The sequence below is a fragment of the Virgibacillus tibetensis genome (assembly GCF_036026595.1).
Lineage (GTDB): Bacteria > Bacillota > Bacilli > Bacillales > Amphibacillaceae > Virgibacillus_P > Virgibacillus_P tibetensis.
In genome coordinates this window covers 21,336-44,967 of the sequence record NZ_JARZFX010000001.1, presented here as the reverse complement: position 1 = coordinate 44,967, position 23,632 = coordinate 21,336, and the positions used below count along the sequence as shown (strand labels likewise).

At 37.2% G+C, this 23,632-nt stretch carries 19 protein-coding genes and 1 other annotated feature; of the genes, 7 read left to right on the top strand and 12 right to left on the bottom strand.

Annotation, left to right across the window (positions count from 1 at the left end; translation table 11 throughout):
* Positions 1-3: 3 nt before the first annotated feature.
* The 3 genes from QGM71_RS00210 to refZ all read right to left on the bottom strand — a co-directional run bounded on the left by QGM71_RS00210 (position 4) and on the right by refZ (position 3,734).
* On the bottom strand, positions 4-1,143 hold the full coding sequence (locus tag QGM71_RS00210) for a cysteine desulfurase family protein (RefSeq protein ID WP_327605491.1): 1,140 nt from the start codon (positions 1,141-1,143) through the stop codon (positions 4-6).
* Positions 1,144-1,214: 71 nt separating this feature from the next.
* Complete coding sequence (ezrA, locus tag QGM71_RS00205) at positions 1,215-2,906, bottom strand: septation ring formation regulator EzrA (protein ID WP_327605490.1); 1,692 nt, start codon at positions 2,904-2,906, stop codon at positions 1,215-1,217.
* A gap of 189 nt (positions 2,907-3,095) precedes the next feature.
* Positions 3,096-3,734: a forespore capture DNA-binding protein RefZ gene (refZ, locus tag QGM71_RS00200; protein ID WP_327605489.1), complete on the bottom strand. Its 639-nt coding sequence runs from the start codon at positions 3,732-3,734 to the stop codon at positions 3,096-3,098.
* Between the two features lie 132 nt (positions 3,735-3,866).
* On the opposite strand from refZ, the gene QGM71_RS00195 reads away from it, so the two are divergent.
* A complete protein-coding gene (locus QGM71_RS00195) occupies positions 3,867-4,352 on the top strand; it encodes a GAF domain-containing protein (RefSeq protein WP_327605488.1) in 486 nt (161 codons plus the stop codon).
* 80 nt (positions 4,353-4,432) lie between these two features.
* Here QGM71_RS00195 and QGM71_RS00190 read toward each other — a convergent pair whose 3' ends face one another.
* A complete protein-coding gene (locus tag QGM71_RS00190) occupies positions 4,433-6,268 on the bottom strand; it encodes a sensor domain-containing diguanylate cyclase (RefSeq protein ID WP_327605487.1) in 1,836 nt (611 codons plus the stop codon).
* Between the two features lie 382 nt (positions 6,269-6,650).
* Here QGM71_RS00190 and rpsD point away from each other — a divergent pair, with 382 nt between their 5' ends.
* Positions 6,651-7,253 (top strand): 30S ribosomal protein S4, encoded by a 603-nt coding sequence (gene rpsD, locus QGM71_RS00185; protein WP_327605486.1) that lies wholly within the window; start codon positions 6,651-6,653, stop codon positions 7,251-7,253.
* Positions 7,254-7,871: 618 nt separating this feature from the next.
* Here the strand turns inward: rpsD and QGM71_RS00180 are convergent.
* Together QGM71_RS00180 and tyrS are read right to left on the bottom strand one after the other, a co-directional pair.
* Positions 7,872-8,093 (bottom strand): hypothetical protein, encoded by a 222-nt coding sequence (locus QGM71_RS00180; protein WP_327605485.1) that lies wholly within the window; start codon positions 8,091-8,093, stop codon positions 7,872-7,874.
* A gap of 358 nt (positions 8,094-8,451) precedes the next feature.
* Positions 8,452-9,723, bottom strand: coding sequence for a tyrosine--tRNA ligase (tyrS, locus tag QGM71_RS00175; RefSeq protein ID WP_327605484.1), 1,272 nt, complete (start codon positions 9,721-9,723; stop codon positions 8,452-8,454).
* A gap of 55 nt (positions 9,724-9,778) precedes the next feature.
* Positions 9,779-9,992, bottom strand: a binding site (T-box leader).
* A gap of 123 nt (positions 9,993-10,115) precedes the next feature.
* Here tyrS and QGM71_RS00170 point away from each other — a divergent pair.
* The 4 genes from QGM71_RS00170 (at position 10,116) to QGM71_RS00155 (ending at position 15,706) form a co-directional block, all read left to right on the top strand.
* Positions 10,116-13,088, top strand: coding sequence for a transglycosylase domain-containing protein (locus QGM71_RS00170; RefSeq protein WP_327605483.1), 2,973 nt, complete (start codon positions 10,116-10,118; stop codon positions 13,086-13,088).
* 157 nt (positions 13,089-13,245) lie between these two features.
* Positions 13,246-13,899 carry a GNAT family N-acetyltransferase gene (locus QGM71_RS00165; protein ID WP_327605482.1) on the top strand — a complete coding sequence of 218 codons (654 nt, stop codon included), beginning with the start codon at positions 13,246-13,248 and terminating at the stop codon, positions 13,897-13,899.
* Positions 13,899-14,552: an acetoin utilization AcuB family protein gene (locus tag QGM71_RS00160; protein ID WP_327605481.1), complete on the top strand. Its 654-nt coding sequence runs from the start codon at positions 13,899-13,901 to the stop codon at positions 14,550-14,552. The genes QGM71_RS00165 and QGM71_RS00160 overlap by 1 nt, the downstream gene beginning before the upstream one ends.
* Positions 14,549-15,706, top strand: a complete 1,158-nt coding sequence (locus QGM71_RS00155) for an acetoin utilization protein AcuC (protein ID WP_327605480.1) — start codon at positions 14,549-14,551, stop codon at positions 15,704-15,706. The genes QGM71_RS00160 and QGM71_RS00155 overlap by 4 nt, the downstream gene beginning before the upstream one ends.
* A 21-nt stretch (positions 15,707-15,727) precedes the next feature.
* Here QGM71_RS00155 and motS read toward each other — a convergent pair whose 3' ends face one another.
* The 3 genes from motS to ccpA all read right to left on the bottom strand — a co-directional run bounded on the left by motS (position 15,728) and on the right by ccpA (position 18,386).
* Positions 15,728-16,513, bottom strand: a complete 786-nt coding sequence (gene motS / locus QGM71_RS00150) for a flagellar motor protein MotS (RefSeq protein ID WP_327605479.1) — start codon at positions 16,511-16,513, stop codon at positions 15,728-15,730.
* On the bottom strand, positions 16,503-17,324 hold the full coding sequence (gene motP, locus QGM71_RS00145; RefSeq protein WP_327605478.1) for a flagellar motor protein MotP: 822 nt from the start codon (positions 17,322-17,324) through the stop codon (positions 16,503-16,505). The genes motS and motP overlap by 11 nt, the downstream gene beginning before the upstream one ends.
* Positions 17,325-17,387: 63 nt before the next feature.
* Entirely contained in the window at positions 17,388-18,386 is a 999-nt protein-coding gene (gene ccpA / locus QGM71_RS00140; protein WP_327605477.1) for a catabolite control protein A, read from the bottom strand.
* A gap of 315 nt (positions 18,387-18,701) precedes the next feature.
* Here ccpA and QGM71_RS00135 point away from each other — a divergent pair, with 315 nt between their 5' ends.
* A complete protein-coding gene (locus tag QGM71_RS00135) occupies positions 18,702-20,834 on the top strand; it encodes a cell division protein FtsA (RefSeq protein WP_327605476.1) in 2,133 nt (710 codons plus the stop codon).
* 308 nt (positions 20,835-21,142) lie between these two features.
* Here the strand turns inward: QGM71_RS00135 and QGM71_RS00130 are convergent, their stop codons facing one another.
* The 3 genes from QGM71_RS00130 to murC all read right to left on the bottom strand — a co-directional run bounded on the left by QGM71_RS00130 (position 21,143) and on the right by murC (position 23,582).
* Positions 21,143-21,568, bottom strand: a complete 426-nt coding sequence (locus tag QGM71_RS00130; protein ID WP_327605475.1) for a YtxH domain-containing protein — start codon at positions 21,566-21,568, stop codon at positions 21,143-21,145.
* 28 nt (positions 21,569-21,596) lie between these two features.
* Entirely contained in the window at positions 21,597-22,001 is a 405-nt protein-coding gene (locus tag QGM71_RS00125; protein ID WP_327605474.1) for a DUF948 domain-containing protein, read from the bottom strand.
* A 267-nt stretch (positions 22,002-22,268) separates the two neighbouring features.
* Complete coding sequence (gene murC / locus QGM71_RS00120) at positions 22,269-23,582, bottom strand: UDP-N-acetylmuramate--L-alanine ligase (protein WP_327605473.1); 1,314 nt, start codon at positions 23,580-23,582, stop codon at positions 22,269-22,271.
* Positions 23,583-23,632 lie beyond the last annotated feature (50 nt).

Below are 23,632 nucleotides of genomic sequence, written 5' to 3'. Positions count from 1 at the left end.
TATCTACTCCATTACTTCTTTAAATTGTGTGATCGCCTTCTGTAAAGCCTCTATGAAAAGTTCTATATCCTCTTTTGTTGTATCGTAGGAAAGGCTAACCCGAAGTGCTGAGACAGAACGCACTGAATTAAATCCACATCCAGCAAGAATTCTGCTTTCGTTTGTTTGCTTAGACGAACAAGCTGACTTTGTTGATATATAGATATCTTGCTCTCCAAGAATGTGAATAATCACTTCTGGTTTTACATTTGGCACTGAAAAATTCATGATGTGGGGGGCCGCATGTGCCGGTGTGTTTACTATTACCCCTGCCATATTTAATAATGCATCACGAAGGTACTTTTGAATCTCATACATTTTATGGACGTTATGTTTTTCCTGCTCCTTAATTAAACGTAAGGCTTTAACCATAGTAACTGTTCCAGCTAAATTTTCTGTGCCGGAACGGATAGCCTGTTCTTGATTTCCTCCGTGGAATAATGGGAATAAACTAGTACGTTTTTTTATAAATAAGATACCAGTACCTTTCAGGCCGTGAATTTTATGACCTGAGAAAGTACATAAATCAATTCCACTATCCCTCAGATCCAGTGGTATTTTACCAAGGCCCTGAACATCATCCACATGAAAAAAAAGCTTTGGATGCTGCTTAGCAACTTTACCAATTTCCTCGATTGGCTGAATCGACCCAAGTTCATTATTTACATGCATGATACTGATTAGAATAGTATCTTTTCTAATGGCAGCATGTAAATCCTCTATAGATATTACACCATTTTGATCAACAGGTAAATACGTTATCTCAAAACCTAAGGATTCCAAACTTCTGCATGTATCATATACAGAAGGATGTTCAACCTCCGACGTGATAATATGCTTTCCTCTGCCTTGGTGCTCTAGTGCTATCCCTTTAATGGCTATATTGTTTCCTTCTGTACCACCTGAAGTGAAAACTATTTCTTCTCTGTTAACCTGCAATAAATCTGCTGCTTGTTTTTTTGCTCTTATCAAAAGTTTCTCAGCCTCTCCACCGAACTGATGAATAGAGGAAGGATTTGCGAAAAACCTGGTTGATACTTGCTCGAAGCTTTTTAATATGGAAGGATGGGGTTTTGTTGTTGCACTATTATCCAAATAAATCATTTCTGTAACTCCTTTGTCCATGAAGAAAAGGATATTATATAATATCCTTTTCAAGTAAGTAACTTATTCATTTAATGTACTGCTGCTTGGAACTCTTCAATTCGCTTTAAAGCTCCCGGCTCAATTTCTTCTACTGCTTTTGCAGCTTGTTCTAAAGATAATTCATATTCATAGGATCTGAATAATCGTTCTGATTCTGCTAATTTCGCAGCTAAGAAAGGATATTGACTGCGATATCTGTTTGCATACTGGATTACTTGTTCAGTAAGGAACGCTTGGTCAAGCATGATATCTGCTTGTTCTACTGCATGACTGATGGCAGTCTTCGCTTCACTTAACGCTTGTTGGACTTCAGCCATATCCAGAGGCTGTTTTTCAAGCGTCCTTAGCACACGGCTATTCTTTTCAGATGCTGCTTCTATCATATCCCAGATGAAGTTTGGTATTCCGGGAATGTTGCTCTTTATTAACTTCCTATTTGTTTCACTGAGCTGATCTCGCATTTCTATAAGCTTTTCTTTTGCTTCCAGCTCATCTTTACGTAAATTGTAGATCCTTTTCTTAAATGCCTCGTGCTTCTCTTGCAGCTCTTCAATTTGCTTAAAACCATTTTCTACTTCTTCTCGTAATTCTGAATGAGTTGTACTTTCGTCATCCATACCCACAGCTAATTCATCCAGTTGTTTTTTTAATCCAGTTATCGTTTGCTCCAGAGACAGATATCTCTCCATATCTGTATCCTCAAAATAATAAGCCTGCTTCAGTTTTTCCACTTCAGATTTCGTTTGTTCAAAGGTTTCACTAAATTGATCTAATGAATGCTGATAGCTTGGTATTTGATTGTCAAGATAGTTCTTTGCAAGTGCTTCTCTTTCCAACAGCTGGTACATTTCTATTATTCTCTCTTCTATATCTACAGCAATAGATTCTGCTTCTGACGTGTCTCCGTTTTCCATTCTGGTTACACTGCTCAAAAGACGTTCCTGATATGTACGTATTTCTTTCTCGAAAGCCAGATGCTCTACTCGGTAGCCGTCTTCTTTCATCCCTTTTAACCCAGAATAAAGATTATCTAACTGAGCTGGTAAATCATGTTTACACAGCTTATATATTGCAGGGAAAGAATCAATCTGTTGGTCCAGGCCCTTCAAATCAGAATTCAATTGATCCACCAGTCGCTTTGCTTCTAAATAATCTCCTGATTCTACCAATTCATGATATTCCGAAAGCCTTCTTTCCAGCTCATCAATTTCAATATCAAAATGATATTCTGCTTTACCATATTGGTAGCGGCTTTGTGCAAGCTTTTTGCGCAGCAATTTAATTTGGGGTTGTATTCCTTCTATTTCTTTTCGGCTTATTTCTTCTGATTCCAGGAGTTCATCTACTTCCTGAAGCATTTTTTCAATATCATTTTCAATGGATTGCAGTATCTGTTCTACTTTACTTAATCTTTTATTAGCCAGGGAAAACCTGTAGCGATCAGCGGCTTCCTCAGCATCAAATAAATGCTCTTCAATATCAGGTAGTTCTTTCGTTAAAATGAACTCCCATCTCTCTTTCCATGTCTCAAACTTTTCTTGTGTTTCGCCTGACAAATTCAGTGTCTTAATGCGTCCCAACTGGGAAGCGACGTCTCGGCCCATGATATCCATTTTCCAGCTTTCATGCCTGTCAACAACATCATATACCCGCTTGCGCAAAATAAGCCCTATGATAATTAATGCGATTATTACTAGAATGATGCCAATAAAATATGCCATATAATGCCTCCTAACTAAATTCCTATATAAGAGGATGTTGTTTTTGAGCCTCTTGAAGTACAAGGGTGTAATAAGATTTATTGAAAAACCGTCATTTAAATAATATAGTACCTATAATACCATGTTAATTGCACTTTTGGCTAAAAATATACAAATAAATTAATCTACCAACAATTTTTTTGCTTTTTTTTAACTACTGACTTCATTATTCTTTTTACCGCCTTGATGGTGCACGATAAAATCCAGCCATTCATGAATAGTTTTAACATATTTTTTCACAAAAATAGCATGAGAATAATCTCCTATAATATGGTTTTTCCATTCATTATGTAGAATATATGGGGTGATTAGCATTCCTTTCAATTGCATTAACATATAATGCCGGTCTTCTTCACTCTTTTTATCCCTTTTTATCGTATTAAAAAAGGTGGAGCTTATGTAATGGTTTTCTTTTGCTAAGTAGGTTACTGCCATTTCCCTTACAAAAACCGAGTCCAGAGATAATTCTCGATGAATGAAACAAGATAATTGATGATTCTGTTGTTTGTACTGTATAATGGTGAAAATCATTTTTTTTAATTTATCTAATTCGGTATTTGTCTCAAGGCTTGCCAGCGTTTCATCAATTGCATTTAAATATGCTTCGTAATACTCGGTGACCGCATATTCCAATAATCCTTGTTTCCCTTTAAAGTAATAACTTATCAAAGAAACATTGACGGAAGCTTTCTCTGCTATATCACGTACCGATGTTCCGTGAAATCCCTTTTGAAAAAATAAGACTGAGGCAGCGTCTATCACTTTTTGTTTAGATGGGTTCGTTTTCATCAATATTCATCTCCTTACAACTCAAATACGACAAAGAAACAATATATCCTGCATTTTATTATCGACAAAAAACACACAGACTGTCGAACCTTGCAGATTTATTCTAAATTTCATTATGGAAGGAAAGTGTATATGTTTCAAGAATCAGCATACTCGGGAAGCAAACGTAAAGATTACGAATTACTTTTAAAACAGTTACAGGCCTTAAGCGAGGATGAAGTAGACTCAACTGCTATCTTAGCGAATGCTTCTGCTTTATTAAATCAATTTTTATCAGAGGTAAATTGGGTTGGCTTTTACCTTTGGAAGGAAGAGGATAATCAACTTGTACTTGGACCATTCCAAGGGTTACCAGCATGTATTAGAATAGGATATGGTAAAGGTGTTTGCGGAACTGCAGTCAAAGAAAGAAAAACCCAAAGGATAGCTGATGTACTGCAATTCCCTGGTCATATTGCATGCGATAGTGCGAGTAGATCTGAAATAGTAGTTCCAATTATTAAAAATAACGCTGTATATGGAGTTCTTGATATCGACAGCCCCACCACTGACCGGTTTGACGAAGCAGACCAGCAATATCTTGAAGAATTCATACACATACTCGAAACATTTATCTGAAAAGGAACATACCAAAATATAGCTGGCTAATTCTTCTTAGCCACTATATTTATTTAATCATTCTTTCTGAAGGGAAATCCTCATTTGATCTTCACATTTTTTACAACACTGTTTTTCCCAGTAGTCTTCGCTTCATAAAGTGCTCTATCTGCCCGAATAAAAAGCTCATCAACGGAATCATCTACAGACTTTGTCCAGGAAGAAACTCCACATGAGAGTGTCACCATTGGCTCCGTGAATTTTTCTACTTGTCTTCTAATTAAACCAGCAATTTGAACCCCTTCATTTATCGTAATTTCAGGGGCATATATTGCAAGTTCTTCTCCTCCCCACCTTGCCGGCGTGTCTTCGCTATCAAGAAATGTCATTATAATTTTTGCTACTTGAATAAGTACCTTATCCCCAATATGATGACCGTATTGATCATTAACCAATTTAAAGTCGTCAATATCGAATAATATAAGAGATCCCATCTCCCCTTTTTGCATATGTGTAACTATCTTGTCTTCCAAATGATTTCTTGAATATAATTTTGTAAGATAGTCTGTTATTACAGCTTTTTCCAGCTTGTCTTTTAGTATAGTATTTGTAACAGCTAAAGTGGAATGTTGAACAAGAGCTTGCATTAATTTAAATTTTTCAAAACTAAAGTAGTATGGCTCTTCATGCATAATAACAATCAAACCATGATTTGTACCGGAGTTGCTCATTGGTATTACCATTAATGAACGATAATCAAAATTATCTTTCCAGCTGTAATTACCATTAAAAACAGATTCCTCCTTTCCCATTTCGGTTACAGACAAATATGCTGCAAATGCATCCCCTTTTTCTGTATAAAAAAATGCAGTACTTCCAGTTAATATATCAAATTTCGGATTCTTCTCTTCATTATAATAGATAAAACCTACCTGTGTGGCTTGACATGAAGCTATAATTTTATTTCTGACTAATTTTGTGATTTCAGATAGCTTTAAGTTGGAATTCAACTTATGTGTAGTATCATTAATTAATTTCAAATCAGATACTAAATGAATTGAATTCTCGTACAATGTCGCGTTTTCAATAGCTTTTCCAGCAGTTTGTGCAAATTCAGTAATGAATTCTATTTCCTGTTCTGTTAAATCAACTGCATACTTCGTTACAAGTTGTATGACCCCATAGACACCTTGTGTACCGATAAGCGGCGCATACAAGTATGTACTCTTTCCATTTAACCTATTTTCTATCTGTACTTCCCCTGACAGAAAGGCCTGTGTACTGACTCTTTTTGTTACATCATCACTATACTCTATTGTTTGAACCGGCAGGGTAGGGTCAACCTCGCTATCCTGAGATAATAATAAGTTAAACGAAAGGTTTGGGTAAAGTCCTTGTAACTCGGCAATAATTTCTCTTATTATGTCTGTCTTATCTGTGTTTGACAGCAAGCGTGATGACAGTTCATACAAGAACTTGTAATTTAGATCACTTTCACTTTTCGATTGGTATTGGTGAATCATAGTGAGCAGTATTTCTGTCTCACTTTTACTGACTTGCAACAGCTCTTTATTATATTGATTATCAAAAGCCAGATATAACAATGCCTTTGGGCCTTTTTTCGGTTTTAAAGTTAATATACATGTTTGAACCCTATCCGGGCTGATCTTGTATATCTTTTCTTCGGTAACAGTCCCACCTTCAGCATCTATTTCTTCATTTAGAAATTTCTCTTCATCTATTAAATGTGAACCTAACTGATAGGTTTTACTCCAATGATCATAAATATATAAACCAATGTACCGCGCATTTGTTATTTGTTTTAATTGTTCAATTATTATTGTAAAAATCTGTTCATTTGGGTGATTATAGAACTCGGAAATCAATTCAAAATAAACACTGCGTAATTTTCCTTGTAACTGATTTATATTTTCCATTAATATCACCTATCATAAGTTTTCGTATAGTCTAACATGAGAATTTTTTGTTGTCTGAAGTCTATCCAATATATATATCCATTATATACTAACTAGTTCTTTTTTCCTATAGTTTGTTTCGCACTTGCCGTTTGTTTTTTTTAGGTTGACATATGGTTGTTTAACTTATATACTATACTTTGTGTAAAATAATAGGTAGCCTATGTGAACCAACGCTTGAAACCATTTTGTTCCTCTTCGATGAATTTCATCTGTAACCCAAGAGGTGTATCGTGTAACTCTCTGCTGCTGGAGCGATGGTACATGAAAACATAATGGACAACGAAATGGAACACGCTCATTTATTTTTTATGCAAATAAAATTAAAGAGGAGTCATGTCTTATGGCACGCTATACTGGATCAGTATGGAAAAAGTCTCGTCGTCTTGGCATTTCATTAACTGGAACTGGTAAGGAATTAGATAAACGTCCTTACGCACCAGGTCAACACGGACCAAATTCACGCAGGAAAGTCTCTGAATATGGTTTACAACTACAAGAGAAACAAAAATTACGTTTTATGTACGGATTAAATGAACGTCAATTCCGTAACTTGTTTACTCAAGCAGGTAAAATGAAAGGTATTCATGGTGAAAACTTCATGATTTTACTTGATGCACGTTTAGATAACATGGTTTACCGCATGGGCCTAGCTCGTACGCGCAGACAAGCCCGTCAGCTAGTAAACCACGGTCACGTGTTAGTTGATGGATCACGCGTTGATATTCCATCCTATCGTCTGGAACCAGGTCAAGTTGTCAGTTTACGTGAAAAATCAAGAAACCTGGATGTAGTTAAGGAAGCTTTGGATGTGAACAACTTTGTTCCTGAATATATCTCTTTTGATGCAGATAAATTAGAAGGTACTTTCACTCGTTTCCCAGAGCGTTCAGAACTGCCAGCTGAAATAAATGAAGCACTTATTGTTGAGTTCTACTCTCGTTAATAACTTAACAAAAATTAACCCCTTGGAAATGTTGGTAAACAACATCTCCAAGGGGTTTTTAAGTATTTATAATACCTGTTTTGTTCTATTAAGTAAAAGCCCCGATTGGTTAATAACAAAGGCGTAAGCGCCTGGGTAGGACGTATGGCCTGCGTCCGCGCATCCGCGGGTGGGGGCGACGTTGCCGCGCAGGAGCGGCGTAGTTAGTCGTTCTTCCACTGCCCGCAGGAGATTCACTCCAGAGTATAAGATACATTTAGACTTTCGCCATTTCTGGCGATAAGTCAAGTTCATCAAAAGGAAACATGCTCACTTCCGCGGGTATGCCGACGCCTGAGCACAAACCCGGTTATAGGTGGCCTTCCTTATGTGTAACGAATTGGTTTATGTTGAGTTAGATTAATAAGAGGCTGGAAGGGCACTAGGTGATGGGCGCTGGTCGATGATAACACCACGTTCTTGAAATAGGTAAGATGTATCGCCGACGTAGCTATCCCTATCCTGTCCGTTGAAACTGGACTTAGCTCTTGCTGTCAGAGAGTTTTATAGAGCCAAATTTATCTCTTATTTCATAAATACAAAAATAAGGTGCCGATTAGGCACCTTGTCCAACTTTCGCTAGCAATGTTTTCTTCTTTTTCTAAATCTGCGGCCAGTGAATCTTCCTGCCACTCTTTGGTCTCTGTGCTTATCCCTGTCTCTGACTCCTTCTACAACTCCTCGGTCTCTGTGCTTATCCCTATCTCTGACTCCTTCTACACTTCTCCGTTCTTTCTTCCTGTCCTCATCTCTGACATCTCTTCTCCTTCTTCGAAAGGATTCTTGGCATCTACAGCCCATATACTCACCTCCTATACAATATTTTATGTAATAAAGCCACTAGAGTAACGGCACCAACTAAAAAGGTGTTAAATATGTGTTAGTTAATCATTAAATACCACCGAGTTCAGTAATGTTCTCCTTGTTTATCCATTTCTACTATCACGGGATACCTTGAGAATACCTATTGGCTTCATCGGCACTAGGACGTCCTCGAAAAGGGAGGTCAGCTTTTCTTAGTACGACGTATCGTTGACGTAGTTTTCCCTATCCTATCTGTCGAAGTTGATTATGGCTCTTGCTGTCAGCTGTTTTGGAGCCATATTCATATATTTTCTAGCAAAAAAAGACACGAACAAAGTGTTCGTGTCTTTTCGTTCTATTTAAAATCGATTAAGTAGTATTTTTTCTTTCCCCGACGAATAATAGTAAATTTCCCTTCAATACGATCCACTTCACTTACCGTGTAGTCCAAATCCCGTTTCCGTTCTCCATTAATGTAAATCGCACCATTACTGATATCTTCTCTTGCTTGCCTTTTGGAAGAAGAAATTGATGCATTCACTAATAAGTCAATTAGCGTAATATCTTTTTTAGATACTTGATATGTTGGTACATCTTTAAAGCCTTGTCCGATGTCGCTTGCTGATAATTGCTTTAAATCTCCGCTAAATAATGAAGCTGATATTTTTTGAGCTTGCTTCAAAGCCTCTTGGCTATGAACTATTTCTGTCATTTCTTCCGCTAGACGCTTTTGTGCGATACGATTTTCGGGACTGCTGTTCACTTCATTTTCAAGCTCATTCATTTCATCTTCAGAGATAAATGTGAAGTAACGCAGGAACTTGATAACGTCACGGTCATCTGTGTTTAGCCAAAATTGATAAAACTCATATGGTGTTGTTTTCTCAGGGTCAAGCCAAATCGCACCACCTGCAGTTTTACCGAATTTTGTACCATCCGCTTTTGTAATTAGTGGCACAGTCAATCCATAAACTTTTATCTCTTCTTCTTGCTGTTCTCTTGAACGGCGTATAAATTCCATGCCTGCAGTAATGTTTCCCCACTGATCACTTCCGCCAATTTGTAATGTGCAATTTTCTTGTTCATATAATTTTAGAAAGTCTAGCGATTGCAGTATCATATAGCTGAACTCGGTAAAAGTTATCCCCTGTTCGATCCGTGCAGAAACAGACTCTTTTGCAAGCATGTAATTTATCCCGAAATGCTTTCCTGCATCACGAAGAAAATCGATTACAGTCATACTTGCTAACCAATCATGATTGTTTCTTGAGAGAACAGGGTTTTCCCCATTATCAAAATCAAGCAGCCTGGCTATTTGCTGTCTAATTTTTTCACTATATTCTTTAACAACTTCAGTTTCATTTAACGAACGCTCACTGGTTCGACCACTTGGATCGCCAATCATTCCTGTTCCCTCTCCAATTAAAGCAATTGGCTTGTGTCCCGCTTTTTGGAATCTCTTTAGCATGGTTACAGGAAGCAAATGCCCAATATGCAGGCTGTCAGCTGTCGGGTCAAACCCGCAATATAATGTGACCTTGTTTTCTGTGAGGTGCTTTTCCAGTCCTTCTCTATCTGTTGTTTGATGAATTAACCCTCTTGTTTCCAGATCCTGTAGAATTGTCATACCATTCACTCTCCATATCTTAAGTTAAATAACAAAAAAACTCCCCCCTTAAATAAAAAGGGACGAGTTTAACACGCGGTACCACCCTTGTTGCAATTAAATTGCCACTTGGGGTTGTTAACGATGTTTCCACCGTTTCTTAAATGGTTGCCATAAAAGAAATTGCTCCAGATTGTAATTCACCTGCAAATATATACTAGCTTACACCTACCGCCAGCTCTCTTTAAAAGGGATTTGCAAAAGCTACTATATTCTTTCCTCGCAAATTGTTATCTTGTTTATATATATATTCATATCATATTAATGCTTAAAAAGCAATATAGTGGTATTTCTTATTCAACATAAAACGTACTTATGCTATAATTAGAGGTGGAATTTTAGGAGGTTTTACAATGGATTTTAAACAACGGATTCATAAATACAATCAAAAAATACAACAAATATGGAAAGAAGGAATTATCCAGAGATCATCACGTATCACATACGATGTGTTTTGGAATGTAGTACTATTTTTCTTTATAGTTGGATTTGTCGGGTTATTCTTTGCCGGTGGTATTGGTGCAGGTTATTTTGCATCTCTGGTAAAGGATGAACCAATAAGAGCGTACGACGTTATGGCACAGGATATTTACAATTATGAGGAAACATCCAAACTCTATTTTTCCAACGATATATTCCTTGGGGATGTTCGTGCCGACATACATAGAGAAGAGGTCTCGCTTGACAATATTTCTGAAACACTCATAAATGCAGTTATTGCAACAGAGGATGAATATTTTGATGAACATAAAGGGGTTGTTCCTAAAGCCATTGTTCGTGCAATGATGCAGGAAGCATTTAACTCAGATATGAAAACAGGTGGAAGTACACTAACGCAGCAGCTGATCAAAAATCAGATCTTAACAAATGAAGTTTCTTTTGAACGTAAAGCTGTTGAAATTTTACTAGCACTTCGACTCGAACGTTTCTTTGAAAAAGAGGAAATCTTAGAAGCTTATCTGAATATAGTTCCATATGGACGTGAAGCATCCGGAGGAAACATTGCTGGAATTCAAACAGCAGCCAGAGGTATTTTTGGTGTAGATGCAAAAGACGTAAACCTGCCACAAGCAGCTTATTTAGCAGGACTTCCACAGAGCCCCTCTGCTTATACACCGTTTGAAAATTCGGGTGGATTAAAGGATGAGGATAGGTTAAAACCCGGTCTGAATCGGATGAACACTGTCCTAAACAGAATGTATGAATCTGAATATATTACAAGAGATGAATACGATGAAGCACTGAACTATGATATCGTTGCAGACTTCACTGAAGCCAGGGAATCTCCTTTAGATAATTACCCGGATTTAACTTATGAAATTCAAGCAAGAGCCAAAGATCTGCTGGTAAACTATTTAAGTGAGAAAGATGGGTATACAGAAGAAGATTTAGCCAATAACCAAGAATTGAAAGATGAATATGAAATAAAAGCAGACCGTGATTTAAGAATGAATGGCTATCAAATTCACTCTACAATTGATAAAGATATTTACGATGTCTTTAAAGAAGTTATAAAAAATTATGACCACTATGGTCCTGACCGAACATTTACAGTAAAAGATGAAGAAACTGGAGAAACCATAGAGAAGACAGAGCAAATTCAAGCTGGTGGAATGTTAATCCAGAATAACACTGGAAGAATAATCAGTTTTGTTGGCGGTCGGGATCAAAGTCATGAAGAAGAGTATAATTATTACAATTATGCAACGAAAGCAAAGCGATCTATTGGTAGTACAATTAAACCATTACTTGATTATGCACCTGCCATGGAAAAAGGTGTCGTACAGCCTGCTACAGCGCTAGCTGATTATAATAAACAGCTAGCTGGCTGGCCCGCAGATAAGCCGAGAAACTATGGTGGTGGGAATTACGGGATTGTTTCTGCACGTACAGCTTTTGCTAATTCCTATAATATTCCAGCGGCTGAAATATATACGAAAATAATAAATGATAATCCTGCTAAAGAATATTTAGATAAAATGGGTATTACCTCACTATCAGAAGGTGACTACGTTTACCCATCACTTTCTATCGGTTCTATGGATGTTGGTATTACAGTTGAAGAGAACACCAATGCCTTTGCCACCTTTGGTAATGACGGAAAGTTTGCAGATGCATATATGATTGAGAAAATTACAACCAATGATGGCGAAGTAATCTACGAACATGAACAAGAGACCGTAGATGTATTTACCGCCCAAACAAACTACCTAACAATTGATATAATGCGTGATGTCATTAGTAGCGGAACAGCACGTTACCTGAATTCTCGATTAAAACATGGGAATGTAGATTGGGCAGGCAAAACCGGAACATCAAATGATTATAATGATGCTTGGTTTGTCGCAACAAATCCAAATGTGACTTTCGGTACTTGGATTGGCTATAGGACACCGCATTCTATAAATGAATGTTCAAATTGCTCCTTAACTTACAGTCAAAGAAATCTTAATTTATGGGCAGAGCTAATGAACAGTGCACAGGATATTAATCCTGAATTATTAGCACCTACAGAAAGGTTCAAGCGTCCGGATGGAATTGTAGAAAGAAGTTATTGTGCAATCTCGGGAATGCTTCCATCTGAGCTTTGTAAAAAAGCAGGCTTAATTAAAACAGACCTATTTAACTCGAAGTTTGTTCCCAAGGAAGAGGATGACAGTTTAGTTACAGGTAGTTATGTGATGGTTGATGGGAAAGCAGTGATCGCGGGGCCAAATACACCAAGTGAATTTACAGAAGGAGATGGGCTGGCCTTTAATCCGGAATTTCTGAAACGAAATGATTATGATAAATTAAGCGATTTATCGCAACTCTTCCCTCGAGGTGCAGACAGGGAAAAATGGGAGAAAATTGGCATTCCTAATACAGATGTCGGAAATGCAATTGAAGATGATGGTAAAAATCCATCAGCTCCAACATCCCTAAAGAAGTCTGGAAATAAGTTGTCTTGGAACAAATCCAGTAGTAAAGACGTAGTAGGATATCGAATTTACCGTTCAGATAAACGTGGTGGAAATTTCAGTCTAATAGGTAGTACAACTTCTACTGATTATTCTATAGGTGACAATAGTGCTGTCTACCATGTTAAAGCTGTTGACTATTTTGGACTGGAATCTTCTGCGTCAAAAGAAATTTTGGTTGGAGATACTTCCAAACCGGAACCTGAAACACCGGATGAAGAAGATAAAAAGAAAGATAAAGACGAAGATAAGGACAAAGATAAAGATAAAGATAAAGATAAAGATAAAGAAGAAGATCAAGAAGACGATGACAACGAAGATGATGATGACAATAGCAACGATGAAGAAAACGAAGATGAAAACTAGTATTCCAGATAGAAGGGCAGAACCCGCCATTAATGAAGGGCGGGATCCTCCCTTCTATTTTTATACCCCAAATTATGAAATTACTAAAAATACCAACGTTATTGCTGTATAATGGTAATTATGAAAGCGTATTTATCTAACAATAGGTGGTGAAATGATGAATCATACAAAAGAATACCACTCTTTAACACGTCCAACGTCGAGTGGCATAATTACTATTGAAGGTCCTCTTCCTTCTGCCAAGCTTAAGAAATATCATTTTCATGAACAACTAACTGCATTCCGACCGCCAGACAAACAGTTTGAGGCAGTATTAAGTATTGCCGATTTTCCAGAGGGGCGAATTATTATAGCTAGAACTGAAGATACAATTATTGGTTATGTAACATACCTTTACCCTGACGAATTGGAAAGATGGTCCGAATTTAATATGGAAGACCTAATTGAACTGGGAGCCATCGAAGTGGTACCCGAATACCGAGGGGCACGAATTGCTTCGGGTTTATTAGAAGTATCAATGATGGATTCTTTCATGGAAAATTATATTGTTATATCCACAGAATACTACTGGCATTGGGATTTAGAAAGAACGGAATTGAGTATATGGAACTACCGAAAAGTAATGGAAAAGATGATGGGTGCAGGGGGTCTACTACCAGCTCCAACGGATGACCCTGAAATTATTTCACATCCAGCCAACTGCTTAATGGTACGCATTGGAAAAAATGTGTCAGAAGATTCGATTAAAAGATTTGATACATTACGGTTTTTACAGCGGCACCGTTACCGCAACATGAGGGAGGGATTATAGTGTTAGTAGAAGAGATTATGAAAACTGATGTTGTCACTTTACCACCTACTGCGTCAATTGCTCAGGCTTTACAGTTACTGCAGGAACATCGAATTAGACATATTCCAATTGTGAATGAAGAGTATCAGATTATTGGTATTGTCTCCGACCGCGATGTCCGTGATGCCAGCCCGTCCATTTTTATGAAAGATACTGAGCAGCAGGAGCTGGAAAATGAAATTCAAACGATTATGAGCCATCCTGTCGTAACCATCCATCCATTAGATTTCGTTGAGGAAATTGCGCGGATTTTTTATGATGAAGAATTTGCTTCCTTACCTGTTGTCAGAAAAGGAAATAAACTAGTAGGTATTGTAACTGAAAAAGATATGCTCTATACGTTAATTCAATTAACTGGTACTCATGTGCAAAGTTCGCATATCGAAATAAAAGTACCACATAAACCTGGTATTTTACCAGAGGTCACTTCTATATTTGGAAAACGAAAAGCAAATATAGTTTCTGTTTTGGTTTACCCATATAAAGATGACCCTAACTATAAGATCTTGGTTTTCCGTATACAAACTATGAATCCGTTGCCAGTAATACAGGACTTGCGAGAAGCAGGATATGAATTAATGTGGCCAAATAATATACCGGAGCCAAAATTATGACAGGCAAGGCTTCCTTTGTTTTTTCTAATGCTTTCTTGGATTATCGCTTCAACCCTGACCATCCCTTTAATCAAAAAAGGGTTGTACTGGCGAAAGAATTATTAGAACATACAAATTCCTTGAGTGCACAGGATATTATAAAACCACGTTTGGCAACGGAAGAAGAACTTTCATTATTTCATGACAAGGCTTATATCGAAGCTGTTAAAAAAGCAAGCAGGGATGAATTAACCGAAAGTGAAGGTATTGAATACGGACTAGGTACAGAAGATACACCTATTTTTAATAACATGCACGAAGCTTCAAGCTATCTCGTCGGTGGTACACTGACAGCAGTAGATGCCGTCTTAAATGGGGATGTGGATCATGCACTTAATCTAGGTGGAGGTTTACACCACGGCTTCAAGCGAAAAGCAGCAGGCTTCTGTATCTATAACGACGGGGCTGTTGCAATTAAATATATTAGAGAAAAATTTAATTTAAAAGTCTTATATGTTGATACGGATGCTCACCATGGTGACGGCGTTCAGTGGGCTTTTTATGATGATCCAAATGTTTGCACATTCTCCATTCACGAAACAGGGAGATATTTATTTCCTGGAACGGGGCACGTAAATGAAAGAGGCATTAAAGAGGGACATGGTTATTCTTTTAATCTGCCAATTGATGCCTTTACTCAAGATGAATCTTTTTTACAAGTATATGAGTCTGCTTTCAGAGAGATTGCTGCTTTCTTTAAACCAGATGTGATTGTAACTCAAAACGGAGCAGATGCTCATTGTTTTGATCCTTTAACACATTTATGTGCCTCTATGGAAATTTATGAAAGAATACCATTATTGGCACATGAGTTGGCTCATAAATACTGTAATGGCAAATGGATTGCACTTGGCGGCGGAGGTTATGATATCTGGAGAGTGGTGCCCCGCGCATGGGCCCAAGTATGGAATGTGATGAAAACAGGTAAGCCATCGGAAGGAAAAATTCCATTAGCATGGTTAACAAAATGGCAAGCAGAGTCACCCATCGCATTGCCGGAAAATTGGCATGATACGGAAGATGTTATACCTGACATTCCCAGGAAGGCTGAAATTAGCGAAAAAAATGAGAAGTTATTAGTTAACATATTAAAATATGCTAAGACAATCCGTTAAAATACTAAAGGAGATGGCTTATTAGTCATCTCCCTCCTCACTCTCTAAAATAACAATTTCTACTCGCCTGTTTTTACTCCAATTTGCAGGTGAGTTATTTGGAACAATCGGCCTGGTGTCAGCATAGCCAACTGATGAAAAACGAGACTCATCAAATTCCTCTTCAATAATTAAATACCTGATTACACTACTAGCTCTTGCACTGGAAAGTTCCCAGTTCGAAGGATAGCGGTAATTGGATATCGGACGACTGTCTGTATGTCCCTCCACTTTAACATCATTAGGTAGTTCATTCATTAATGTGCCGATTTTACTTAAAAATGGTTTTCCCATATCAAGTATCTCAGCATCACCTGAGTTGAAAAGTATGCTTTCCTGTAGGACCAGCACTACACCCCGTTCGGTTCTATTTGCAGATATTACATTGTTTAATTCATTTTCATTTAAATACCCTTCAACATCCTGTATTAAGCTAGTTAACGATTGCTCCTGCTGACTAGTTTCACTATCACGAACGGTAGTGTTTCTTTTTTGGCTGGGATTCTCAAATTCGTTTGAGTTTTTCCCGCTTTCCATATTACTTGTATTCTCTGTTGGATTCTCCATTGGTACTGGAGATGGATAAAAATCAAATATCATGCGATTTTGGAAAGATTCAGAGATTGCTTCAAATTTAACTAAATCTATTTGTGACATAGAAAATAACAAAATAAAAAAGACTAAGATCAGTGTTACCATATCTGAATATGTAACCATCCATTTAGGAGCACCATTGTTTTTTCTTCTCTTTATTACTCTACGCTTCATTCATGCTCTCCTCCACGAAGCCCTGTTCCGCTTCCTGTTGTTTCTTTTTTGTCTCTTTGGGGAGAAATGCACCTAACTTCTCTTCTAATATTCTTGGGTTCTGACCTGATTGTACGCCTATGACGCCTTCTATAATTATTTGCTTTATAAATATCTCTTCCTCTGACTTACTTTCCAGCTTATTTGCCATTGGGACGAACACTAGGTTTGCCAGAACTGTCCCATATAACGTAGTTAGCAAGGCTACAGCCATGCTCGGGCCTAAAGTTGCCGGATCCTGCAGGTTATTAAGCATAAGTACCAAACCTACCAGTGTTCCAATCATTCCCCAGGCAGGAGCATACTCCCCTGCTTTCTCTATTAAGGTTCTTCCTTTATAATGCCGGTCTTCCACGGCTGTAATTTCTGCATTCATAATATCATTAATAACTTCCGGTTCTATACCATCTACTGCTAGAAGGATGCCTTTACGGATAAAAGTATCCTCCACCTCTTCTAATTCATTTTCCAGTGCAAGAATCCCTTCTCTCCTGGCTCGTTCGGATAAGCGAATAAATAACCCAATAAGTTCTGGTAAACGTTGGTCATTTTTATGAAAAGCCTCACCTATTATTTTATTGGTTAACTTAATTTGCTCCATTTTAAAATTAATTAGCATCGAAGCAACTAATCCACCGATGACAATAAAAATGGACGAAATATCCAAGAAGGATGAAGCTCCACTACTCCCACCCTTAGCTATTATAGCAAGCATAATCATAATAAAACCTAACGTAATGCCGATAGGAGTTAATAAATCTCTTTTCCTCATAGTCTCTCTCCCCAACCTAGTTGAATACTCGAGCTCTTACTACTATTTATATCGGCATTTTTTTTATTTTGTTGAGTGTCTTTCTTCAATTCGGTGAGGTAAAACCACTTTATTGTCTGCTACTTCTTCTTTGTTCATATACTTGGTTAGTAAACGCATGGCAACAGCCCCTATATCATACATCGGTTGTACAATTGTAGATAGTGTTGGGCGAACCATGGTAGCCAGTCTTGTATTATCAAAACCAAAAACTTCAATATCTTCCGGGACCTTATAACCTTTATCCTGTGCTCCATGGATAACACCCAAAGCCATCTCATCCGAAGCAACAAACACGGCTGTTGGTCGTTCATCGAGTTCTAGAAGATGATTAATAGCTTCTATTCCAGAATCATAGGAATAATCGCCTTTAATGATTAACTTGTCATCAACAGATTTTGACGCATCTTTTAAAGCACGAGTATAGCCATTATATTTAAGGAGATTTATGTGCGTATCCACTTGTCCTGAAATAAAAGCAGGATGTGCGTTACCTTTGTTGATTAGAAAGCTTGTTGCTTCATAAGCTGCTGCCTCATAATCAATATTAACAGAAGGAATTACATCGCTTTCATCATATGTTGCAGCCAGTACAACAGGTACCGAAGAGCTTTTGAATTGGTTTACATGATCCTCAGAAATATCTCCACCCATAAATAAGATGCCGTCCACTTGCTTTTCTAACAATGTATTGATCAATTGCAGTTCCTTATCTTTATTTTGATCTGAATTACTTAATATAATATTGTACTTATACATAGTGGCAATATCTTCTATGCCTCTTGCTAATTCGGCAAAAAAGATACTGGAAATGTCGGGAATTATTGCTCCAACAGTTGTTGTTTTTTTACTGGCTAATCCCCTGGCTACAGCGTTTGGACGATAACCCAGCCTTTCAATAGTTGCTAATACCTTTTTGCGAGTTGTTGGTTTGACATTTGGATTTCCATTAACAACACGTGAAACGGTTGCCATTGAAACATTTGCTTCTCTTGCTACATCATATATTGTAATATTATTCATGCTATTCTTCCTCCTAGTATAGGGTGAATCTTCATTTAGTAAATTCCTTCACTTAACATTTTAACATGCTATGAACCTCTATCTGTCCGTTTACCAGGCCAAATTGAAAAATGCCCTTCTATTTTCTTAATCATACTCCACTCTGAAAGAAATTACAAAAAATTGAAGGAGTAATCGAGCATAAATTTTCGTTTTCTACAGCCTCTTATCTGAACACTTTATAATAATTAGAGACAATTATAGCTAATTATTTTTTCTTTGTCATTAAAAAGCTTATACTAGAGAAGAGATTTATTCTGAAAGGACTAATTTACTATGGGAAATCAAGTATTTGCTTTGGACATTGGTACTCGCTCTGTGACCGGCATTCTAATGGAGAAACTGAACGATAAATTTGAAGTTCTTGATTATCATACAATTGAACATAAAGAAAGATCGATGAGAGACGGGCAAATTCATAATGTTATTGCAGTTTCTGATGTTATAGGAGAAGTAAAAGAAATATTAGAACAGCGAAGTGAGAGAAAGCTGAAGAGGGTTTGTGTAGCCGCTGCTGGCAGAGCGTTAAAAACGACACAGGCCCAAGCAGAAATTTCACTGAACCAACAACCAATAACCAATGGAGATACAATAAAACATTTAGAATTAAGTGCAGTCCAAGCTGCACAGCTAAAACTAGCTCAATTAGAAAATTCTTATGACTATACAAACTATTATTGCGTGGGTTATTCTGTTTTGCACTATAAAATTGATCAAGATCAGATAGGATCACTCATCGATCAAAGCGGAGAAGTAGCCAGTGTAGAAATTATCGCAACTTTCCTACCTAAAATAGTCGTTGAGTCCCTATTGGCTTCCCTTACTAGAGCAGATTTGGAAATGGAAGCACTCACATTGGAACCAATTGCTGCAATTCATGTTCTAATACCGGAATCGATGCGGCGGTTAAACGTAGCGCTTGTGGATATAGGTGCCGGAACTAGTGATATAGCTATCACCGATAAAGGTACTGTAGCTGCTTATGGTATGGTTCCTAAAGCAGGTGACGCGATAACTGAAGCGATAAGTGATAGCTATTTACTCGATTTCCCAATGGCTGAGCAAATGAAAAGAAATATTGTTACTAACGGTTCTGCGGTAATCAAGGATATACTGGGGTTTGAATCCTCCATTACCTACGAAACCTTAATCACCGATGTTTCAAGTAAAGTAGAAGAGCTTGCTGCTTCTATTGCTGAGGAAATAATACAGTTAAATTCAAAACCCCCTAAAGCCGTAATGCTCGTTGGTGGTGGCAGCCTCACACCTGACATCACCTCTGCTATTGCCAGCAAATTACAATTGCCTGCTAACCGGGTAGCAGTGAGAGGGATTGATGCTATTCAAGAACTGAATAAAAACGAAAAGCTCCCAAGTGGTCCTGATTTTGTAACTCCGATAGGCATTGCAATTGCAGCTAAACAAAATCCAGTTCATTATATTACTATTGTTGTGAACGAAAGAACCATTCGCATGTTTGAGATGAAACAGTTAACAGTAGGGGATTGCCTTGTGCAAGCAGGGATAGATATCAACATGCATTACGGAAGGCCTGGGATCGCTTCCATTGTATCAATCAATGGTAAAGCTATTACTCTACCTGGAGAGTATGGCACTCCTCCAGCAATCTATTTAAATAATGAAAGAGTAACGGTTGATAGTCACATACAGAACGGGGATACAGTGACCATTGATAAAGGAAAAGATGGTAGAGAGCCTCGTGTCTCATTAAACGAACTAATCGAGGAATTACCTTCTTTATCCATTTACTATAATGAGAGTAAATATAAGTTAACAACAGATTTCTATGTAAATAATCAATTAAAATCGAAGGAATACACCGTCCAGGATAAAGACAATATTGTACTTAATCAAATTAGAACAGTAGGAGACTTTATAACAAAAATAGGTACAGATCAAATAGGAAACACAAAAGATTTCAGTCTGTTTATCAATAATAAAAAAACTACTATTTTGATTGGAGAAGCAAAAATAATAGTAAATGATAATAAAGTAAAGCTGGATTATCTATTAAAACCAAATGACCGATTATACATTTCAGCTGCAAAAGAGCCCCGAGTTGTCGATCTTTTAAATCAGTTGGATAATAATTATTGGAACAGAATTGAAGTTACCTTTAATGGGGAGCCTATCACAATGAAACAACAGAGGCTACTGATTACTAGAGAAAACACAGAATTAAATCCGGATAGTTTGCTAAAACCTGATGATTTCATAGAAATTAAAGAAAAGAATCACGACCCATTTATTTTTCAAGATGTGTTTCGATACGTTGATATAGATCGGACAAGTGCCAGTGGAAAGTTTAAGTTAAGTAAGAACGACCAATCCACCACTTTTGATGATGTATTGCATGATGGCGATCAGTTACGTCTTGACTGGGATTAACTAAATCATTCAGTTCATGTAACTGGGCGCTGGCCGATGAAAACACCACGGCCTTGAAAAAGAAAAGCACTTTTCCTGCGTGCGATGTATCTCACAGATGCTTTCCTTATCCTGTGGCTTCATCGGCACTAGGACGTCCTGGGACTCCGCACTTCTCGTCCCACCGAAAACATTTGTCCGTCGAAGCCGGACGTGGCTGTTTAAGTGTAAGAATTAATTGCAGCCAAAATTTTATACTTTTCTATTTCTCAAAAAAGGCTGCTTCAGTTTTAGTTCAAAACTGAAGCAGCCTTTTAAAGCTATAATAATTATTTATTATTTGTATCTTCCAGTTTATCTGCTGCCTCTTCAATAGCATCCGCTACCTGGTCAGCTGCTTCTAGAGCTTCATCTTCTTTATTCCTTTTTTCCTGCAATTTATTTTGAACGTTCTTTGTTAACTCTTTCGTTTTTTCCGAAGCAGTTTTAGTCAGCTGCGAAGTTGAATCCATCGCTCTTCTTTTTAATTCAGAACTGGTTGTATAAGCTTTATCTTTCCAATTGGATCCGGATACCTGAGCATTGTCTTTCCATTCATTAGCACGATCCTTAACCTGAACTGCACCTTCATTTAAATCTTCTCTTAATTCTCTTCCCGACTTAGGCGCAAATAATAGAGCAACAGTGGCCCCCACAATCCCGCCAATTAGTGTTCCAATGATAAAATCCTTACTATTAATGTTATTGTCTCCCATTCAAATTCCTCCTCGTATAGTTTACTAATTATTTATTTTTTCTTTTCCATAAATCCATCATCGCAGCTCCCCATTTCACTGCTTGAGAAGCCTTCTCAGGGTTTTGTGTAGCAGTACGAGAAATACTGGACGATAGTTGCTTGAGTGAATGATTGAAATCCTTTACTGTATCTCCTATTCCTCTTGCTCCTTCAAATAATCCATCTAATTTAGAGGACTTTTGATTAATATCATCCGCTAATTTATTGGTCTTATTTAATAATTGAGTTGTTTCAGTTGTTATGCCCTGCATTTGTTCCTCAAGACCCTCCAATGTGCCTGCAACATTATTTAATGTTTGTTTTGCAGCCTTTAGGGTTATTGCCATATAAATAACTAATACCGCGAAAGATACAGCTGCAATTAGTGCAGCAATATATAACATGATTTCCACTGAAGTATCACTCCCTCTGTTCTGTAAATGATGTGTAGTGTGACGTTAATTAGCAAAGTGTTTTTACAAATACAAATGTAAATCCCTTAAGAGTATTAATATCCCTTTATTCATAATACCCTTATTGGTAATACCTAAACGTATAATTATCTAATAAAGACATATGTACAGTAAAAAATATCACTATAGTACTACTTCGACAAATAGGTAGCATCTTCCTTTATTTTCTCAAAATTAATAAAAAAAAGCCTGTAGATCAGACTCTTTTTAGTTATTTATCGTTTTACCCTGTATTTTATTTTCATAGGCTTGTTGGAATTTCTGGATATCTCCAGCTCCCATAAAAATCAATACGCTATCTTTATAAGTAGTTAATACATCAGTATGGGACAAGTCTAAAATAGAGCTGTCCTTAATCAATTCCTGGAGGTCTTGTATAGTGAGTTTCCCGGCATCTTCCCTTGCTGATCCAAATATATCACACAAATACACATGATCTGCCTGGCTTAGACTGTCTGCAAATTCCTGAAGAAACATTTTTGTTCTAGTAAATGTATGTGGTTGAAAAATTGCTACAATTTCTTTATCTGGATACTTTTTGCGTGCCGAGTCAATCGTTGCTGTAATCTCTATAGGGTGGTGTGCATAATCATCAATTAATACTTGTTGATCAACAATTTTCTCTGTAAATCTGCGTTTGACACCTTTAAATGAATTTAATTTCTTAATGTCTTCCGCGTCGATCCCCTCGTAATGACATATTGCAATAACAGACAGTGCGTTTAGAATATTATGATCACCGAACATTGGGATCATAAACGTATCATAGTAAGTGTTTCTAACAAATACATCGAACTCTGTACCATTTTCAACTTCTTTCACATTTTGTGCTTGAAAGTCGTTAGATGCGGCAAACCCATAATAAACTACTGGGACCTTTGCTTGTATTTGCTGTAATTGCTCATCGTCACCGCATGCTATAATACCTTTTTTCACTCGATCAGCCATAGATTGAAATGCATCAAAAACATCATCAATACTCGTGAAATAATCTGGGTGGTCAAAATCAATATTCGTCATAATTGCATAATCAGGTTCATATTGCAAAAAGTGTCGACGGTATTCACATGCTTCGAATACAAAGTATTGACTATCAACATGACCGGTCCCAGTACCATCGCCAATTAAGTAAGAAATTGGAAACGTGCCATTTAATACGTGCGCTAAAAGGCCGGTAGTAGATGTTTTTCCATGTGCTCCCGTGACCGCAATACTAGTAAATTGCTTTAACCACTCTCCAAGGAATTCATGATATCTATAATAAGTAACTCCTTGCCTTTTCGATTCTTTAATCTCCAAGTGATCATCTGAAAATGCATTACCTGCAATTACTGTGTAATCTTCTTTGATGTTACGTTCTGAAAAAGGGAATATAGGAATGCCTTTGTCTTCTAGTGCTTCTTGTGTGAAGAAGCGCTTTTCTACATCTGACCCTTGCACACTCTCACCAGAATCATGAAGAATATGTGCAAGAGCACTCATTCCAGTCCCCTTTATACCAATAAAATGGTAAGTTGTCATATAAAAGAACCTCCAAATTGTGCGTAAAAAAGGATTGAAATTTACGATAA

Coding starts and splice junctions, on each gene's coding strand:
- rpsD (WP_327605486.1), top strand. CDS start 6,651: ATGGCACGCTATACTGGATCAGTATGGAAAAAGTCTCGTCGTCTTGGC.
- ccpA (WP_327605477.1), bottom strand. CDS start 18,386: ATGAATAATATTACAATATATGATGTAGCAAGAGAAGCAAATGTTTCA.
- QGM71_RS00155 (WP_327605480.1), top strand. CDS start 14,549: ATGACAGGCAAGGCTTCCTTTGTTTTTTCTAATGCTTTCTTGGATTAT.
- tyrS (WP_327605484.1), bottom strand. CDS start 9,723: ATGACAATTCTACAGGATCTGGAAACAAGAGGGTTAATTCATCAAACA.
- motS (WP_327605479.1), bottom strand. CDS start 16,513: ATGAAGCGTAGAGTAATAAAGAGAAGAAAAAACAATGGTGCTCCTAAA.
- motP (WP_327605478.1), bottom strand. CDS start 17,324: ATGAGGAAAAGAGATTTATTAACTCCTATCGGCATTACGTTAGGTTTT.
- QGM71_RS00210 (WP_327605491.1), bottom strand. CDS start 1,143: ATGATTTATTTGGATAATAGTGCAACAACAAAACCCCATCCTTCCATA.
- murC (WP_327605473.1), bottom strand. CDS start 23,582: ATGACAACTTACCATTTTATTGGTATAAAGGGGACTGGAATGAGTGCT.
- QGM71_RS00190 (WP_327605487.1), bottom strand. CDS start 6,268: ATGGAAAATATAAATCAGTTACAAGGAAAATTACGCAGTGTTTATTTT.
- QGM71_RS00130 (WP_327605475.1), bottom strand. CDS start 21,568: ATGGGAGACAATAACATTAATAGTAAGGATTTTATCATTGGAACACTA.
- QGM71_RS00170 (WP_327605483.1), top strand. CDS start 10,116: ATGGATTTTAAACAACGGATTCATAAATACAATCAAAAAATACAACAA.
- ezrA (WP_327605490.1), bottom strand. CDS start 2,906: ATGGCATATTTTATTGGCATCATTCTAGTAATAATCGCATTAATTATC.
- QGM71_RS00165 (WP_327605482.1), top strand. CDS start 13,246: ATGAATCATACAAAAGAATACCACTCTTTAACACGTCCAACGTCGAGT.
- QGM71_RS00180 (WP_327605485.1), bottom strand. CDS start 8,093: ATGGGCTGTAGATGCCAAGAATCCTTTCGAAGAAGGAGAAGAGATGTC.
- QGM71_RS00195 (WP_327605488.1), top strand. CDS start 3,867: ATGTTTCAAGAATCAGCATACTCGGGAAGCAAACGTAAAGATTACGAA.
- QGM71_RS00135 (WP_327605476.1), top strand. CDS start 18,702: ATGGGAAATCAAGTATTTGCTTTGGACATTGGTACTCGCTCTGTGACC.
- refZ (WP_327605489.1), bottom strand. CDS start 3,734: ATGAAAACGAACCCATCTAAACAAAAAGTGATAGACGCTGCCTCAGTC.